Source organism: Roseinatronobacter bogoriensis DSM 18756, from assembly GCF_004366635.1.
Lineage (GTDB): Bacteria > Pseudomonadota > Alphaproteobacteria > Rhodobacterales > Rhodobacteraceae > Roseinatronobacter > Roseinatronobacter bogoriensis.
In genome coordinates this window covers 657157-674218 of the sequence record NZ_SORN01000002.1, presented here as the reverse complement: position 1 = coordinate 674218, position 17062 = coordinate 657157, and the positions used below count along the sequence as shown (strand labels likewise).

The 17062-nt window shown below is 58.3% G+C and carries 15 protein-coding genes; 14 read left to right on the top strand and 1 reads right to left on the bottom strand.

Annotated features, from left to right (window positions below):
* The first annotated feature begins 34 nt into the window (after positions 1-34).
* The 9 genes from EV660_RS08020 to EV660_RS07980 all read left to right on the top strand — a co-directional run bounded on the left by EV660_RS08020 (position 35) and on the right by EV660_RS07980 (position 8235).
* Positions 35-1039 carry an ABC transporter substrate-binding protein gene (locus tag EV660_RS08020; RefSeq protein WP_071482197.1) on the top strand — a complete coding sequence of 335 codons (1005 nt, stop codon included), beginning with the start codon at positions 35-37 and terminating at the stop codon, positions 1037-1039.
* 59 nt (positions 1040-1098) lie between these two features.
* Positions 1099-1896, top strand: coding sequence for an ABC transporter ATP-binding protein (locus tag EV660_RS08015; protein WP_134047584.1), 798 nt, complete (start codon positions 1099-1101; stop codon positions 1894-1896).
* Positions 1893-2666: an ABC transporter permease gene (locus tag EV660_RS08010; RefSeq protein WP_071481151.1), complete on the top strand. Its 774-nt coding sequence runs from the start codon at positions 1893-1895 to the stop codon at positions 2664-2666. The genes EV660_RS08015 and EV660_RS08010 overlap by 4 nt, the downstream gene beginning before the upstream one ends.
* A gap of 244 nt (positions 2667-2910) precedes the next feature.
* Positions 2911-4290: a siroheme synthase CysG gene (gene cysG, locus EV660_RS08005; RefSeq protein ID WP_071481150.1), complete on the top strand. Its 1380-nt coding sequence runs from the start codon at positions 2911-2913 to the stop codon at positions 4288-4290.
* Positions 4287-4598, top strand: a complete 312-nt coding sequence (locus EV660_RS08000; protein WP_071481149.1) for a DUF2849 domain-containing protein — start codon at positions 4287-4289, stop codon at positions 4596-4598. Before cysG ends, EV660_RS08000 begins: the two co-directional genes overlap by 4 nt.
* A 42-nt stretch (positions 4599-4640) precedes the next feature.
* Positions 4641-6302 carry a nitrite/sulfite reductase gene (locus EV660_RS07995; RefSeq protein WP_071481148.1) on the top strand — a complete coding sequence of 554 codons (1662 nt, stop codon included), beginning with the start codon at positions 4641-4643 and terminating at the stop codon, positions 6300-6302.
* Entirely contained in the window at positions 6292-7023 is a 732-nt protein-coding gene (locus tag EV660_RS07990; RefSeq protein ID WP_071482196.1) for a phosphoadenylyl-sulfate reductase, read from the top strand. Before EV660_RS07995 ends, EV660_RS07990 begins: the two co-directional genes overlap by 11 nt.
* Positions 7020-7451, top strand: coding sequence for a DUF934 domain-containing protein (locus EV660_RS07985; protein ID WP_071481147.1), 432 nt, complete (start codon positions 7020-7022; stop codon positions 7449-7451). Before EV660_RS07990 ends, EV660_RS07985 begins: the two co-directional genes overlap by 4 nt.
* Before the next feature lie 274 nt (positions 7452-7725).
* Entirely contained in the window at positions 7726-8235 is a 510-nt protein-coding gene (locus EV660_RS07980; protein ID WP_071482195.1) for a MarR family winged helix-turn-helix transcriptional regulator, read from the top strand.
* A gap of 132 nt (positions 8236-8367) precedes the next feature.
* Here EV660_RS07980 and EV660_RS07975 read toward each other — a convergent pair whose 3' ends face one another.
* Positions 8368-9531, bottom strand: a complete 1164-nt coding sequence (locus EV660_RS07975; protein ID WP_071481146.1) for a bifunctional 2-C-methyl-D-erythritol 4-phosphate cytidylyltransferase/2-C-methyl-D-erythritol 2,4-cyclodiphosphate synthase — start codon at positions 9529-9531, stop codon at positions 8368-8370.
* 192 nt (positions 9532-9723) lie between these two features.
* Here EV660_RS07975 and dusB point away from each other — a divergent pair, with 192 nt between their 5' ends.
* The 5 genes from dusB to ntrX all read left to right on the top strand — a co-directional run bounded on the left by dusB (position 9724) and on the right by ntrX (position 17021).
* Entirely contained in the window at positions 9724-10752 is a 1029-nt protein-coding gene (dusB, locus tag EV660_RS07970; RefSeq protein ID WP_071482194.1) for a tRNA dihydrouridine synthase DusB, read from the top strand.
* On the top strand, positions 10749-11843 hold the full coding sequence (locus EV660_RS07965; RefSeq protein ID WP_071481145.1) for a two-component system sensor histidine kinase NtrB: 1095 nt from the start codon (positions 10749-10751) through the stop codon (positions 11841-11843). The genes dusB and EV660_RS07965 overlap by 4 nt, the downstream gene beginning before the upstream one ends.
* Complete coding sequence (locus tag EV660_RS07960; RefSeq protein WP_071481144.1) at positions 11843-13234, top strand: response regulator; 1392 nt, start codon at positions 11843-11845, stop codon at positions 13232-13234. The genes EV660_RS07965 and EV660_RS07960 overlap by 1 nt, the downstream gene beginning before the upstream one ends.
* 149 nt (positions 13235-13383) lie before the next feature.
* Positions 13384-15639 (top strand): sensor histidine kinase NtrY-like, encoded by a 2256-nt coding sequence (locus EV660_RS07955; RefSeq protein ID WP_100319171.1) that lies wholly within the window; start codon positions 13384-13386, stop codon positions 15637-15639.
* The gene (gene ntrX, locus EV660_RS07950; protein ID WP_071481142.1) at positions 15636-17021 is read left to right on the top strand and encodes a nitrogen assimilation response regulator NtrX; all 1386 of its coding nucleotides are present in this window, start codon (positions 15636-15638) and stop codon (positions 17019-17021) included. Before EV660_RS07955 ends, ntrX begins: the two co-directional genes overlap by 4 nt.
* Positions 17022-17062 lie beyond the last annotated feature (41 nt).

Sequence of the window (17062 nt, the reverse complement as noted above, 5' to 3'; positions counted from 1 at the left end):
GACCATCACAGTAAGTCCAACAGGAGGGATCTTGATGTTTCACCGTAGTATTTTTACTGCAATCGGCCTAAGCGCTGTTGCAGTTGCTGCCCATGCGCAGACATCCATGCCATTTGCGCTTGACTGGCGGTTTGAGGGGCCATCCGCGCCGTATTTCGTTGCCATCGACAAGGGCTATTTCGCCGATGCGGGGCTGGAAGTTGAAGTAACCGCCGGACAAGGCAGCCTAGATGCGATCCCGAAGGTTGCAACCGGGGCGTTTCCGGTGGGTTTTGCCGATATCAACAGCCTGATCAAATTCCTTGACCAGAACCCGGATGCACCCGTCATCGGCGCGATGATGGTCTATGACAAGCCGCCATTTGCCATTGTTGGCCGCAAGTCCCTTGGCATCGAAACACCCTCCGATCTGGAAGGCCGCGTGCTGGGCGCACCGCCCCCGGATGGCGCGTTTGCGCAATGGCCGATCTTTGTTGCCGAAACCGGCATTGATGCCAGCCAGGTCACGATCGAGCCTGTCGGCTTTCCCACGCGCGAGCCATCGCTGGCAGAAGGCACTGTTGCGGCCGTAACCGGCTTTTCCTTCACATCCTTCCTCAGCACAGCGCGTCTTGGCGTGCCAGAGGATGATCTGACTGTCATTTTGATGGCCGATCATGGCGTGGACCTTTATGGCAATGTTGTCATTGTGAACACCGACTTTGCAGCTGAAAATCCGGATGCCGTTTCCGGTTTCCTAGAGGCAGTTGCAAAAGGCTGGATCGATACCATTGCAGACCCTGCTGCTGCAATTGAGAGCCTTGTCAGCCGCAACCCGGCAATGGATGCCGAATTGGAATTGCGTCGCCTTGAGCTGGCGATGCAGGACACTGTGCTGACCGACTGGGTTATGGAAAACGGGATGGGGATTATTGATTCCGATCGTTTCGCCAACTCGATCGAGCAGATCAAGCTGACCTATGAATATCAGACAGAGCCCGATGCGAGCCTGTATTTCACTGATGCATTCCTGCCAGAAGGCGGCTTCAAGCTGGACTAAGGCGGATACGGACACCGACCAGCGCCAATATGGCGCTGGTCTTTCTATGCAGGAAGAGAATGCAAAATCTTATTGAAATCAAGGGCGTGCGCCATGCTTACCGTACGGATGCCGGCCCCTTGCCAGTGCTTGACGGGCTGGAGATCAGCGTCGCAGAAGGCGGATTTGTTGCAGTTGTCGGCCCCTCTGGTTGCGGCAAGTCCACGCTGACGCGGTTGATCGCAGGGTTGATGAAACCCGATGAAGGAGAGGTCTGGCTGCACGGCGAGCGGGTCAAGGGACCGCGTTCAACTGTTGGTATGGCCTTTCAGAACCCTGTCTTGTTGGAATGGCGCTCGATCCTGAAAAACGTGCTGCTGCCGCTGGAAATCGTGCCATCGAAACTGTCGAAGCGCCAAGCTGAAGAACGTGCACGGTTCCTGTTGTCTCTGGTCGGGTTGGAGGGGTTCGAGGACAAGCGCCCTTCGGAACTGTCAGGTGGTATGCGCCAGCGCGCGTCGCTCTGCCGTGCCCTGATCCATCAGCCGGATGTGCTGATCCTCGACGAGCCTTTCGGCGCGCTGGATGCCTTCACCCGAGAGGATTTGTGGCAGACCATGCACCGCGTCAAGGAACGCGAACCCTTTACCGGGGTGCTAATCACGCATGATTTGCGTGAATCAATTTTCCTTGCCGATCAGGTGGTTGTATTGTCAGGGCGGCCCGCACGCACACAATATGTGCTGGATATTCCCTCAGAGGGGCCACGCACGCTTGAGGATCTTTACACGCCTGTCGCAGCCGAACAGCTGAACATCCTGCGACACCAGATCCAGATTGCTCAAGGGCGTGCACCAGCAGAGGAGGCGCGCATATGACCGGCTGGAAAACTGTGCGCGGTATAGCCGTTCCGTTGATTGCGGTTGTCATCTTTCTGGCGTTCTGGGAATGGCTGGTCTGGTTCAATGGTTGGCCGAAATTCAAGATGGCGGCCCCTTCGGACCTGCCACCCGCCTTTGAACGGCACTGGAACCTGTTTCTGACAATGGGGTGGCAGACCTTGTGGCGCACGGTGCTGGGGCTGTTGCTGGCTGTGCTATTCGGCACGCTGCTGGGAATGATCATGGGGTTTTCGCGGCTGATGCGCGATGCGCTCTACCCACTTTTGGTGGGTTTCAATGCGATTCCCAAGGCAACCGTTGTGCCTATCGTCGCGCTGATGTTCGTGGGCCAGCATGATTTCAACACAGTGCTGCTGGCCTTCATGATCTCGTTCTTTCCGATTGCGGTATCCGTTTCTATCGGGTTGTCGACTCTAGAGCCGGAGTATCGCGATATCCTGCGCTCGCTTGGGGCGTCTCAAGCGACAATCTTTTGGAAAATCGCTTTACCAAAGACCTTGCCTGAATTCTTCGGCGCGTTGAAAGTGGCAGTCACGCTTGCCTTTATCGGGACCAATCTGATGGAAATCGTCAGCCCACACGGGCGCGGGCTTGGAGCGCTGTTTGACAGTGGGCGCACCAATTCGGATTTCCCCTTGATGTTTGCCGTTCTGATCGCCTTGGCGTTCTTGGGGATCGTGCTGTATTACATCGTGGTCGCGTTGGAGAAGATTTTCGCAGGCTGGGCCGAACGCGCGCCGGGCTGATCTCAACTTGCGACACGGTAATAGACCCCGGACTTGGTCCGGGGTCTTTTCGTTGGAGGAAAGGTAAAACAGAACATCAACTTCATAGGGGTTGCGGACGCTGTTGTGTTCGCCTGTGTACATGTTGGATAAATTTGTTCATTAAACCACTTAATGAGTGAAAAATTGTTCTTATAAACTCAGACATATGGCAATGTGAGGGGAAAATGTCCTAAAATGCTGCAAGAGCGTAAGGAGTCGCACCATGCAGCATTTTCCCGTCTTTCTAGATCTCGCCCGCGCGAATGTGGTTATCGGTGGTGGTGGAGAGATGGCGCTTGCCAAACTGCGGCTGCTTCTCAAGACCGAGGCGCAGATCACGATTTGCGCCCCTGATATTGCGCCAGAGATCCGGGCGTTTACGCCGCGGGTGACGCTTGTAAACCGGCCTGTTCTGGCCTGCGATCTGTCTGCCGCGCGTCTGGTCTATGCCGCGACCGGGAATGAAAACGAAGATGCACGCATCGCAGCACTTGGGCATGCGGCGGGCGCATTGGTCAATATCGTAGACGATCTGGAACACAGCGACTTCATTACCCCCGCGATTGTGGACCGTGACCCGGTTGTGGTGGCGATTGGCACTGAAGGTGCGGCGCCTGTGCTTGCGCGCCAGATCAAGGCGCAGCTTGAAAGCAGTCTGCCGCCCTCGCTTGGGGTTCTTGCACGCATCGGCAAGTCATTTCGCAAGATGGCAGAGGCCTTGCCGCAAGGCCCGCGTCGTCGTGCATTCTGGGCGGAATATTACGACTCCTATGGACCGCGTGCATTTGCCCGGAGTGGCGAAGACGGTGTGGCGCAAACGCTGGATGATCTGCTGGCGCAGCATCTCGAACGGCCGTCCCCGATCGGACATGTTGATTTTGTCAGTGCCGGACCCGGAGATCCAGAATTGATGACACTGAAGGCGCGCAATCTTCTGGACCGCGCAGATGTCGTGATCCATGACCGTCTGGTCACACCGGAGATTCTGGAACTGGCGCGGCGCGAGGCTGTGATCATTTCGGTTGGCAAGGAAGGGTTTGGCCCGTCAACCGCACAAGAGGTGATCCATGCGCTGATGATCGAGCATGCAGGGCAGGGCGCGCATGTGGTGCGGCTGAAAGGGGGCGATGCCTCTGTTTTTGGTCGGTTGGACGAAGAAATCGCCGCGCTGGAAGAGGTCGGAATCCCGTGGCAAGTGGTGCCGGGGGTGACAGCCGCTTCGAGTGCTGCGGCAAGTATCGGGCAAAGCCTGACCTCGCGCGGGCGCAATCATGCGCTGCGTCTGGTCACGGCCCATGACATGAATGGCTATGCAGATCAGGACTGGCAAGGTCTGGCCGAGCCGGGCGCAGTCACGGCGCTGTATATGGGCAAGCGCGCGGCCCGTTTTGTACAGGGGCGTTTGTTGATGCATGGTGCCGCCCCGGACATGCCGGTCACGCTGGTTGAGAATGCGTCACGCGCTGATCAGCAAATTGTTGGCGCGACGCTGGCCACCTTGCCGCAAAAAGCCGCTGCACTGGGCGGGCCTGCCGTTATCCTGCTGGGGCTGGCCCCACGGGCAGCACAGCAGACCCTTACCTTGCAGGAGGTGGCGAAATGAGCCGTGATTTCACGCCCTCGGTCCTGACAGCCAATGACCTTTTTGAAGGGGATGTCGTTTATCTGACCGCTTCGGGCGGCTGGTCGCGCATGCACACTGAGGCACAGCTATTCCATGACGCAGATGCTGCCGCACAGGCGCTGGCTGCCGCACAGGGCCAGCCAGAACGCCTTGTCGGTCCCTATCTGGCACCTGCGCATCGCGGCCCCAATGGGCCAGAGCCTGCACATTTCCGCGAAGCCTTTCGCGCGCGCGGCCCGTCAAACTACCGGCATGGCAAACAGGCAGATGGCATGTGTCGTAACTGACCCTGCGCCTGAATTGCCCTACTGACACAAGGATTGCCTGCCATGTACACCTATTCCAGTTTCGACCACGAATTCCTGAAGTCCCGCAACGCCCAGTTCCGCGCGCAGGTCGAGCGGCGCATTTCCGGGGCCTTGACGGAAGATGAATTCAAGCCGCTGCGCCTGATGAACGGGCTGTATCTGCAACTGCACGCCTATATGCTGCGCGTGGCCATTCCCTATGGCACGCTGAATTCCGCCCAGATGCGCCAATTGGCCATGATTGCCGAGCGTTGGGACAAGGGCTATGGCCATTTCACCACGCGCCAGAATATCCAGTTCAACTGGCCGCGCCTGCGCGATGTGCCCGATATGCTGGATTCGCTGGCCGAGGTGGGCATGCATGCCATCCAGACTTCGGGCAATTGCGTGCGCAATGTCACCGCCGATCATTTCGCAGGGGCCGCGGCGGACGAGATTGCCGACCCGCGCCCGGTGGCCGAATTGTTACGCCAATGGTCAACCGATCACCCCGAATTCCAGTTCCTGCCGCGCAAGTTCAAGATTGCCATCACTGGCAGCCCCAATGACCGCGCCGTGACCCGCGCACATGATATCGGCTTGCGTATGGTTTTGCAGGGCGACGAACCGGGCTTCGAAGTGGTCGTCGGCGGTGGGCTGGGTCGGACACCCGTCATCGGCAAGGTTCTGGCAGAGTTCATCCCCGAGGCCGATCTGCTGCCCTATATCGAGGCGATCCTGAGCACCTATAACAGCTTTGGGCGGCGCGATAACAAATACAAGGCGCGCATCAAGATCATGGTCAACGAATTGGGGCTGGAAGAGGTGCGTGCCCGTGTTGCGCGGCGGTTCAAGACCCTGCGCGCCGAATGGGGCGGGGCCGATCAGGCTATCTTGCGCGATCTGCGCGCGGCTTTCGCGCCCCCTGCTTTTCGTAACGCGCCGACGACAGCATATGATACGGCCTATGCGCATGACCCGGTGTTTAGGTCTTTTGCGGACACCAATCTTGCACAGCATCGCCACCCGGATTACGCTATAGTAACGGTCAGCCTGAAAGCGCATGGCGCGACCCCCGGTGATGCGACCGCCGATCAGATGCGCGTCATGGCGGATCTGGCAGCGCAATATGGCCATGATGAGTTGCGCATCAGCCATGAACAGAATGTCATCCTGCCGCATGTCCATAAATCCGACCTGCCGAGCGTTCATGCCGCGTTGCAATCAGCGGGGCTTGCGACGGCCAATATCGGCCTGATCTCGGACATTATTGCTTGCCCCGGCATGGATTACTGCGCTTTGGCGACGGCCCGTTCAATCCCCGTGGCACAGGAGATTGCACAAGCCTTTCGCGCACGCGAACTGGATATCGGCGCGATGAAGATCAAGATTTCGGGCTGCATCAATGCCTGTGGCCACCATCATGTCGGCCATATCGGGATTCTGGGGCTGGATCGTGCGGGGGTGGAAAACTACCAGATAACCCTTGGCGGTGACGGGACTGAAACAGCCGCATTGGGCGAGCGTGCAGGTCCGGGCTTTGCCTATGACCAGATCATCCCGGCGATAGACCGGTTGATCACAGCTTATCTGGACTTGCGCGACAGCGAGGGCGAAAGCTTTATCGAGGCTTTCCGCCGTCTTGGTCCCAAGCCGTTCAAGGATGCGCTGTATCAGACAGGAGGGCGGGCAGATGCAGCCTGATCCGAAACACAGTGTCGGGGTTCTTCTGTCCCGCTCTGAAGCGTTGTCCGCGCAGCAATTTCTTGCGGCGGGGATTGCGCGTCTGAACCGGGTGGCGCTGGTGTCGTCCTTCGGGGCCGACTCGGCGGTGCTGTTGCACATGGTCGCGCAGATCGACCGCGCCTTGCCGGTGCTGTTTATCGACACATTGGCACTGTTTCCTGAAACCGTGGCCTATCAGCGCGACCTTGCCGCGCATCTGCGCCTGAGCAATGTGCAGTCGATCACACCTGACAGGTCGGAACTGTTTACCCGCGACCCGGACGGGTTGTTGCACCGTAGCGATGCTGAATCCTGCTGCCAGTTGCGAAAATCCGAACCGCTGGGTCGCGCGTTGCAAGGCTATGATGGCTGGATCACGGGGCGCAAGCGCTATCAGGCTGATACCCGCGCCCTGCTTGAACGCGCCGAGGTGGAACCCGCAACCGGGCGCATTCGACTTAACCCGCTGGCAAATTGGGACGCAGATCGCGTTGCGGATTATCTTGACGCGTATGATCTGCCGCGCCATCCGCTTGTGGCGCAGGGCTACCCGTCCATTGGGTGCGCGCCTTGCACAACGCGGGTGAACAAGGGCGAAGACCCGCGCGCCGGTCGTTGGCGGGGCTCCGCGAAAACGGAATGTGGTATTCATTTCACCGGCGGCGTGCCACGGCCCATCAGACAGGAAGATGCAGCATGACGATTATCGTAACGGATACTGGCTTTGGCCCGGATGATTGGCGCGCGGGCTTCACACCGCTGGAGGCATTTGACGCGGACCCGGACGAACAACCGCTTGCGCTGGACCTGCCCTCTGATGTCGCGCCAGAGGCATTGGAAGGGCGGCTGGATGGGATCTTGATGATCCGTGTTGATTTTCCGGCTTTTTCAGATGGGCGGGGGTTCAGCATTGCGCGCCAATTGCGCCGCATGGGGTATGCGGGGCGGTTGCGGGCGCGGGGGCATGTGATCTCTGATCAATATGCAATGGCGCGGCGGTCGGGTTTTGATGAGGTCGAAATTTCAGATGCGCTTGCCGAACGTCAGCCGCAAGCCGACTGGCAATCCAACGCCCATTGGGGGGCGCCACATTATCAGACGCGACTGATGCAGCAGACGGCCCCTTAGCGCCCAGTGTTCGCAACCCGGCGATGCGTGGCTGCCTTGACCCCTCCGCCATTGCGCTGCGGTTTTGTCCCGCCAAGCTGTCCCTCGTCACTCAAGGCGGCACCTTTCCCCAGATGACGAAAACCACGAGCGCCGCGCCGTCCATTTCAATGGAGGGCGCGGTGTTCTGTGCGGCTTGGCTATTGTTCAAACTTTAGAAAAAATCACCCCGTGACAGCGGCATTTTAACGAATTCTTTGCCACTTGCTGAGATGGTTCTGTAAGTTTTACCATGATGGAGATACTGGTGAGCGTTCAGCAGCAATTTGGGCCTTCGCTTCGGAATGAATACTTGTCGCGATATCTGGATAATCTTGCGTTGTTGGAACGACTTCACCGCCTGATGCTTGACGTCATAAAAGATGAATTCGAACGCTTGGGTGTCATGACGATCAATCCGGTTCAGGCTTTGTTGCTGTTTAACATTGGTGACAATGAGGTGACGGCAGGGGAACTGAAATCACGCGGCTATTATCAGGGGTCAAATGTGACCTATAACCTCAAGAAGCTGGTTGAGCTTGGTTACATGCATCACCAACGCTGTGCGGTCGACAAGCGGTCTGTGCGCGTGCGCCTGACGCCACAAGGACAGGAAGTCCGCGACAAACTTGCTGATATGTTCTCGCAGCATGCGCGTAAAATGCAGCAGGACGAAATTGTCGATTACAGCACACTCGACACTGTTGCGCGTAGCCTGAAAAAGCTGGAGCGGTATTGGGGCGACCAGATCAGGTATATCTACTGAGCGTGACCTTATGCAGCGACGTCGGCCAGCAGGGCGTTCAAGCCTGCCAAAGATAGCAGTGCCCTGTTTGCCTTTGCCGTGTTGCTTTCTGTAGAAGGGGCAACGCAACACAGCTAGTCCAGCTGCCCCGGATCAGGTGTCGCCAGCATTGCGGCCAAGGCAGGCCGTGGCAATCGCAGCAATGCCTTCCTCGCGGCCGGTAAAGCCCAGACGCTCGGACGTGGTGGCCTTGACGCTGACCCGATGCACTTCGCAACCCATGATTTCAGCAAGTTCCGCCTGCATGGCCCGCGCGTGTGGTCCGATCTTCGGGTGCTCGCAGACCAAGGTCACATCGCAATTGTTCAGCCGAAAACCCCGTTCGCGCATCAACTCGACAGCATGGCGCAGGAATATCCGGCTGTCCGCGCCTTTCCATTGCGGGTCACTGGGCGGGAAATGGCGCCCGATATCGCCCTCTGCCAGCGCGCCATAAATCGCATCTGTCAGGGCATGCATGCCCACATCTGCGTCAGAATGGCCTTGCAGCGCGCGGTTATGGGGCACTTTTATACCGCATAGCCAACAGCCGTCGCCCGGCCCGAAGCGATGCACATCATATCCATTGCCCAGCCGAATATCCATGTCGCGTTCCTGTCTGTGTGTAATCAGCCGTTCTGCACGGTCGAAATCTGCCTGATAGGTCAGCTTTATATTATCTTCACAACCCGGTGTCATGACGATTTCCATACCCGCAGCGCGCGCGATCTCGACATCATCTGCCGCCTCTCCTTCATAGGCGCGATGGGCTTGCAGAATGAAAGAAAAACCAAAACCTTGGGGTGTTTGTGCCCGGAAAAGACCAGCGCGGGGTACTGCGGCGGCAACATGCCCGTCAGTGCCACGCCAGAGCGCATCGACGACAGGCAAGGCGGGGGCAGCGCCTTCGGCATGGCGCAAGGCATCGCGGACATCATTGATCACGCTTGCGCTGACCAGCGGGCGCGCACCGTCATGAATAAGGACATGCTGCGGTGCGTCGGTCACAAGTGACTCAAGTGCTGCACGAACCGATGTGACCCGCGTATCCCCCCCGTTTACTAGGGTCACGTCCGGGGCCACCAGTCGATTTGCCTTCTCTCGGTCATCCGGGTGAATCACAAGAATGATGCGCTTGATGCCAGCGCGTCGGAATGCATCCAATGTATGTTCCAGAACGCTGCGCCCTGCCAATTCGCGCCATTGCTTGGGCAGGTCGCCACCCGCGCGTGTCCCGCGCCCTGCCGCGACGATAAGTGCTGCAATGTTGTGGTGCATATGGTGTCCCTTTGAAATATACGAACCTGCTATAGGCCGAAGCAACCCGTGCTGACAATCCGCGCGATAGCCTAAATTTTGTGCCTATAATTTAATCATTTGATGAAATTCTCGCCAGATTTCCGCTGATCTGGTTTGCGTCAAGGGATATGCAGGGCTAGGACAAAGCACATGAGAGTACAGGGCAGCTTGATGCACGAAGACCACAAAACTGATCGCGCCCCCGATGGTGGGCCATTGGCAGAGCTGGGAATCAACCCGCCTGTACTGCTGGCGCCTCTCGCAGGAATAACCGATCTTCCCTTCCGCAGAGTGGTCGCGGGTTTTGGCGCGGGGCTGGTCGTGTCCGAGATGGTCGCCAGTCAGGAGATGGTGCAAGCCAAGCCCTCGATGCGGGCCAAAGCGCGCGCCGAACTGGGTTTGGGCGAGGTGCGCACTGCCGTTCAGCTTGCTGGTCGTGACGCCTATTGGCTGTCCGAGGCCGCGCGCATGGTCGCCGATAACGGGGCCGAGATCATTGACATAAATATGGGGTGCCCGGCCAAGAAAGTCGTCGGCGGCATGTCCGGGTCTGCCCTGATGCGCGAGCCTGATCTTGCCCTGCGCCTGATTGAGGCTGTGGTTTCTGCTGTTGATGTTCCTGTGACGCTCAAAACCCGTTTGGGCTGGGATGATGATAGCCTGAACGCGGCAGGGCTTGCGGTGCGCGCAGCGAATGCGGGCGTTCGCATGGTCACAATCCATGGTCGCACGCGGTGCCAGTTTTACAAAGGCAAGGCCGATTGGGCCGCTATCGGTAATGTAGTGCGGGCCTGTCCTGTGCCGGTGATCGCCAATGGCGATGTCACATCGCGTGCAACGGCGCGCACGGCCCTGGCACAGTCAGGCGCGGCTGGCGTGATGATTGGACGTGGTGCGCAGGGGCGGCCCTGGCTGCTGGCGCAGGTTGCCGCCGATCTGTTCGGATATGCGCCGCCTGAGGTTCCCGAGGCAAAAGCACTGGTTGCCCTGGTCAGCGCGCATTATGAAGCGATTCTTTCGTTTTATGGTCGTGAGCTTGGCCTCAAGACCGCGCGAAAGCACTTGGGCTGGTATAGCGATGCGGCACATGGCTCGACTGTGCTGCGACACAAGCTATTGACGGCGACCGATCCTGCAGAGGTGTTGCGCCTGCTGCCCGATGCATTGGCGCCTCAGCAGGATCTGGAGCGCGCAGCATGACACCGCCGCCCACGGGGACGATTTGGTCTGCCTTGCCTGTTCCCGCCCTGATGATCGGACAGAAGAACGGGGCGGAATGTATTATCGATTGTAACCCGGCAGCAGAACAATTCCTCAGCCTGTCGCGTCGGTCGGTGCTGGAGCGGCCCCTGGCGCAGATTGTCCAGATTGACGCGCCGATAGAAACGGCATTGCAACGATGCCGCGAAAACCGCGCGCCAGTTTTCATCAATGATGTGCCCGTCACGCAGGGCGAGCGCCCGAGTGTGCATTGCGCAATCCAGCTTGCGCTGTTGGGGGATAGGCGTGATCTGGTTCTGATGCTGATGACCCCGCGCGAAATCGCAGGAAAGCTGGGCAAGGCGGATGGCATTCGCCATGCCGCACGTTCTGCGATTGGCATGTCGCAGATGCTGGCGCATGAGATCAAGAACCCTCTGGCGGGAATAACGGGTGCGGCGCAGCTTCTTTCAATGGGGCTAAGTGGCGAGGATCGCGCATTGACCGATCTGATCGTGGCCGAGACGCAGCGCATCGTCAAATTGCTGGATCAGGTTGAGCAGTTCGGCAACCAGCGCCCCCCTGAATGTCGTGCTGTGAATATTCACGATGTTCTGGAAAGGGCGCGCCGTTCTGCTGAGGTGGGGTTTGCGGCACATATGCAGATCCGCGATTCCTATGACCCTTCGCTTCCGCCGGTCTGGGCAGATGCAGACCAGCTTTTACAGGTATTCCTGAACCTGCTGAAGAATGCCGCGCACGCACAGATGATGGGCGGGCGCATTCGCATCAAGACGTTTTTTGAGCAATCTCTGCGGTTGCGCGGTGCCAGTGGGCAGGACGTCGCCTTGCCCATTCATGTCGAGATCATCGACGATGGCCCCGGATTACCTGCCGAGATTGCAGATGAGGTATTTGACCCTTTTGTTTCCGGGCGTGAAAACGGCACAGGCCTTGGTCTGGCATTGGTGTCGAAAATCATCGCAGCGCATGATGGCTGGGTCTCGGTTGACAGCAGGCCCGGACGCACGGTGTTTCGGATATCACTGCCTCGGGCACCCAAGATGACTGACAGCAAGGAGAGTCGCTGATGGACGGCACAGTTCTGGTGGCAGATGATGATCGCACGATCCGCACTGTCCTGACACAGGCGCTGACACGCGCGGGTTGCAAGGTGCATGCCACCTCCAGCCTGACCACGTTGATGCGCTGGGTCGAAGAGGGGCGCGGCGATCTGGTGATCACAGATGTGATGATGCCCGATGGCAATGGGATCGAGATGATCCCCAAGATATCGCAGGAGCGCCCCGACCTGCCTGTTATAGTGATTTCGGCGCAAAATACGATCATGACCGCCATCCAGGCCAATGAGGTGGATGCACATGACTACCTGCCGAAACCTTTCGACCTGCCTGACCTGTTGAAGCGGGCGGGGGCGGCCATGAAGAACCGCCGTCGCGTTGGGTCAAATGAACCACCTGCCCGGCCAAGCCCGGCGCCGCGCGGCGATATGCTGAGCATGGAGTCCATGCCTCTGGTTGGCCGCACACCGGTCATGCAGGAGCTGTACCGGCTGATCGCGCGGGTCATCAACTCTGCCATGCCTGTGCTGATCCTGGGCGAATCCGGGACAGGGAAATCCCTGATCGCACGCACCCTGCATGACCTGTCGGATCGGCGCAATCAGCCCTTTGTGGCCGCCACAGCCGAAGACCTGAACACTTTCGACGGCGCGCAGGTGCTGATGTCGCGTGTGCGCGGGGGAACGCTGTTGTTTGATGAAATCCTGTCATACGACACGGATGCGCAACTGCGCGCAGCGCGTCTGCTGGATGCCTTGCCCGAGGACGGGCCGCGCGTCATGGCAACCGCACAGGGCAATCTGACACGCGCTTTGGCCGAAGGTGGCTTGCGCGAGGATCTGTATTATCGGTTGGGTGGTGTGGTGCTGAATGTGCCCACGCTGCGCGAACGGATCGATGATCTGGAGCCACTGTCGCGTCACTTCCTGTCACAAGCTGCGGATGAAGGTGCGACCCTGCGCAGCCTCTCGCCCGAAGCGATGGAGGTTGTGCGCCTGTATTCGTGGCCCGGCAATGTGCGACAGTTGCAAAATACCTTGCGCCGCCTTGGGCTGACCAGCACGGACCCGATCATCTCGCGCGCGGAGATTGAGGCGGCGTTGCACAGCCAGCCAAGTGCTGTGACAGTCGGGGATCGTTTCACCGATGAAACCCTGTCAGAGTCCGTCGCGCGACATTTGCGCCGATATTTCGATCTGCATGGGCAGGATTTGCCGCCCCCGGGATTGTATGGGCGCATTCTGCGCGAAGTGGAAACCCCGTTGATAGAACTGGCTTTGGACGCGACAGGCGGAAATCAGGCGCGTTGCGCTGACCTTCTGGGGATCAATCGCAACACATTGCGCAAGAAAATCACCGAGCTTGATATTGCCGTCTCGCGCAGACGAAAACTGACTTGATCTGCGCGTCTGACAAATTGTGATTTGATGTAGAATTACCACAGGTCATGTGGCAAACTCGCCGCAACGCATCGTGCAAAAGGACTATCCCTTTTGACGGAAAAGATGCTGGCGGAGGGGGTGCGCGTGATCAGGGAACCAGATCGCCCATGTTGAAGACGGCGATGACCGGAATGGGGGATGGACGCTTGTCCAACCGCATGGCTTTGGTTCTGGTTCTGACAGGACCGCTGCTTGTATTTCTGACCCTTATGGCTTTGGGGCCAATGGGGCAGGTGTTCGACTCGCGCAGCCTGTTGCTGGTCCTGCTGGCTGATCTTGTTTATGTCCTGATTATCGCGGCGCTGGTCGCCATGCGCGTTGCGCGGCTGGTCGCGGCACGACGGTCGGATTCGGCCGGGTCGCGGCTACATTTGCGGCTGTCTACGCTGTTCGCGACCATCGCCCTGGTGCCAACGGTGACAGTGGCCGTTTTTGCGGCACTTACACTGAATGTCGGGCTTGAGGGGTGGTTTTCGGATCGGGTGCAGCGCGTGGTCGGCAATTCGCTTGCCGCCGCAGAGGCGTACCAATTCGAGCAGGAACGCGATTTGCGCACGGATGCGGGCGAATTGGCCGCATATCTTGAAACTGTGCGCCGTGTCTTTCCGCTGCTTGAAGAGGGTGAATTGCGCAGCTTGTTGTCCGAGGCGCAAGCGCAGATTCAGCGTGGCCTGCGCGTGGCCTTCATCGTCGATGGCGAGGGTGAGATCCGCGCGCGCGGAGAGCGGTCTTTTAGGTTCAATTTCACCCCGCTGACGCCAGAACAGATCGCGCAGGCTCAGGAAGAGATTGTGATTATCCGCGATTGGCCCAACAATGAATTCCGTGCGCTTGTTGCCTTGGATAATTACTTTGACCGGTATCTCTATGTTGCCAGAGAGGTGGATGGCAATATCCTGAGCTTGTTGGATGAAACCCGTGAAACAGTTGTGTTCTACCAGCAGCTTGAACGCGAGCGCGGGCGATTGCTGTTTCAATTCGGTGCGCTTTATCTTGGGTTCGCGCTTATTCTCATTCTGGGGTCCATCTGGCTGGGGCTGAATTTTGCCGAACGGCTTGCGCGTCCTGTCGGGCGTTTGGCCGAGGCCGCGGGGCAGGTGGGCAGCGGCGATCTGGACGTGCAGGTGAGAGTCGCGCGCGATGATGATGAAATTGCGCTGCTGGGGCGCGTTTTCAATCAGATGACGCGGCAATTGAAGGGCCAGCGCGAAACCCTGCTTGAAAATAACCGCCAGATCGAAGCGCGCAGGCGCTTGTTCGACTCGGTGCTTGGGTCTGTAACTGCGGGCGTGATCGGACTGGATGCTGAGGGCAGGGTGGAGTTCATCAACCGTGCGGCGGTCGCTATGTTGGAGTTGGACGAGACAGCCAGCCCGGCCGAGCCGCTCGACCAGGTCGTGCCGGAATTTGCGCCGCTTCTGGATCGTTTGCGCAGCACCTCAACCAATCTTGGCCGCGTACAGGAAGAACTCAGGCTCTCGCGTTCTGGCAGGCTGGAAACTTTGCTGGTGCGCATGGCCGAACGCCGTCGCAGTGATGCGCAACTGGAAGGCTATGTTGTGGCCTTTGACGATGTAAGCGAACTTGTCTCTGCGCAGCGCATGGCCGCTTGGGGGGATGTGGCGCGCCGGATCGCGCATGAAATCAAGAACCCGCTCACCCCGATTCAGCTTTCGTCTGAGCGGATCGAACGAAAATTTTCGCGCAAGCTGGACGCAGAAGACGCAGAAAGCCTGTCGCAGCTTACATCTGTAATTGTTCGCCAAACCAATGATTTACGCCGCATCGTTGATGAATTTTCCCGGTTTGCACGCATGCCGGAGCCGGATCGCCGTCCGCATGATCTGGCGGCAATTCTGCGCGATTGCACCTTGTTGCAGGAAAGCGGGCAGCCGGATGTCAGGTTCCAAACGAAGCTGCCCGATACCCCTGTAATCGTTGAAGTTGATGAAACGATGATGGCGCAAGCCTTTACAAACCTGATTAAGAATGCCGGGGAAGCTATTGAAACAAGGTTAGAAAATGAAGACACGCCAGCATTTGTTCCAGAAATACGGGTGTGTTTCGAGGCGCAGGATGCAGAATTGCGCATCACGATTTCTGACAACGGGATCGGCCTTCCAGAGGATCGCGCGCGACTGTTCGAACCTTATGTGACGACCCGCGCAGCCGGAACCGGGCTTGGCCTGTCGATTGTACGGAAAATTATGGAAGAACACGGCGGCACCTTGCGGCTTGAAGATGCAGAGATTTTTGAGGGCGACACCCATGCTGGCGCAAAGGCTGTGATCCGATTGCCGCGCCTGTCCCCCCAACAGATGACCGAGGAAGACATGACAAAAATGGCGAGTAGTGACGCATGAGTGATATTCTGATTGTCGATGACGAACGTGACATCCGCGAGTTGATCTCGGATATTCTTGAGGATGAAGGTTTTACAACCCGTCGCGCGGCAAACTCTGACGAGGCGATGGCCGAGGTCAATGCAAACCCACCTGCCCTGATGGTGCTCGATATCTGGCTGAAGGACAGCAAGATGGATGGTATCGACATTCTGATGACGGTCAAACGGTCAAACCCGGATATTCCAATCGTTATCATCTCGGGGCATGGCAATGTGGAAATTGCGGTCGCAGCGATCAAGCAAGGGGCTTATGACTTCATCGAAAAGCCCTTCAATATCGACAAGCTGATGGTGGTTGTCAGTCGTGCAATGGAAGCGTCGCGTCTGCGGCGCGAGAATATGGCGTTGCGCAGGCGTGACAACAGCAGTGCGCAGATGCTGGGTGAAAGCCATGCCTACAGAACCATGTGCGCACAGCTTGAAAAGGTGACAGGGTCCAATGCGCGGATCATGTTCACCGGACCGGCAGGCAGCGGCAAGGAAGCGGCAGCGCGTTATGTGCATGAACACTCCGACCGCGCGTCCAGCCCGTTTGTCTGCGTATCCGCCGCCACGATAGAGCCTGAGCGCATGGAAGAGGTGCTGTTTGGCCGCGAAAGCCCCGAACGCGGCGTAGAACCGGGTCTGCTGGAGCAGGCGCATGGCGGCGTGGTCTATCTGGATGAAGTGGCCGACATGCCGATGGGCACCCAGTCCAAGATATTGCGGGTACTGGTTGAACAGCAGTTCACCCGTGTTGGCGGCGCCGACAAGGTCCGCGTGGATTTGCGCGTCATGAGTGCGACCAGTCAGGATTTGTCCGGTCGGGTCCGCGAAGGGCTATTCCGGCAAGAGCTGTTCGATCGGTTGAGTGTGGTGCCCATTGCAGTGCCCGGTCTTGAAGAACGGCGCGAGGATATTCCGCTGCTGGCCGAGTATTTCATCGACGATCTGCATCGGGGGCAGGGACTAGCGAAGCGGACATTGTCCGATGCTGCATGCGCGCATCTGCAAGCGATGCGCTGGCCGGGAAATATTCGCCAGTTGCGCAATGTGATTGAACGCGCGATGATTCTGGGCGATGCAGGTCGCCCAATCGACATTCGTGATCTGCAATCCGAAACCCCATCCGAAGGCGATGAGAGTGACCCGAAACTGGTTTTGTCAGGAAGTCTGACCACTTTGCCCTTGCGAGAGGCGCGCGAATTGTTCGAGCGGGAATATTTGCTGTCACAGATCAAGCGTTTTGGCGGAAATATCAGCCGCACTGCATCTTTTGTCGGCATGGAGCGTTCGGCGCTGCATCGCAAGTTGAAATCGCTTGGTGTCAATACGGCTAAACTGTCCGAAATGAAGGGGTGATGCGGCGCGAACTATTGCAAAGGCTTGAACTAGACAGGCCT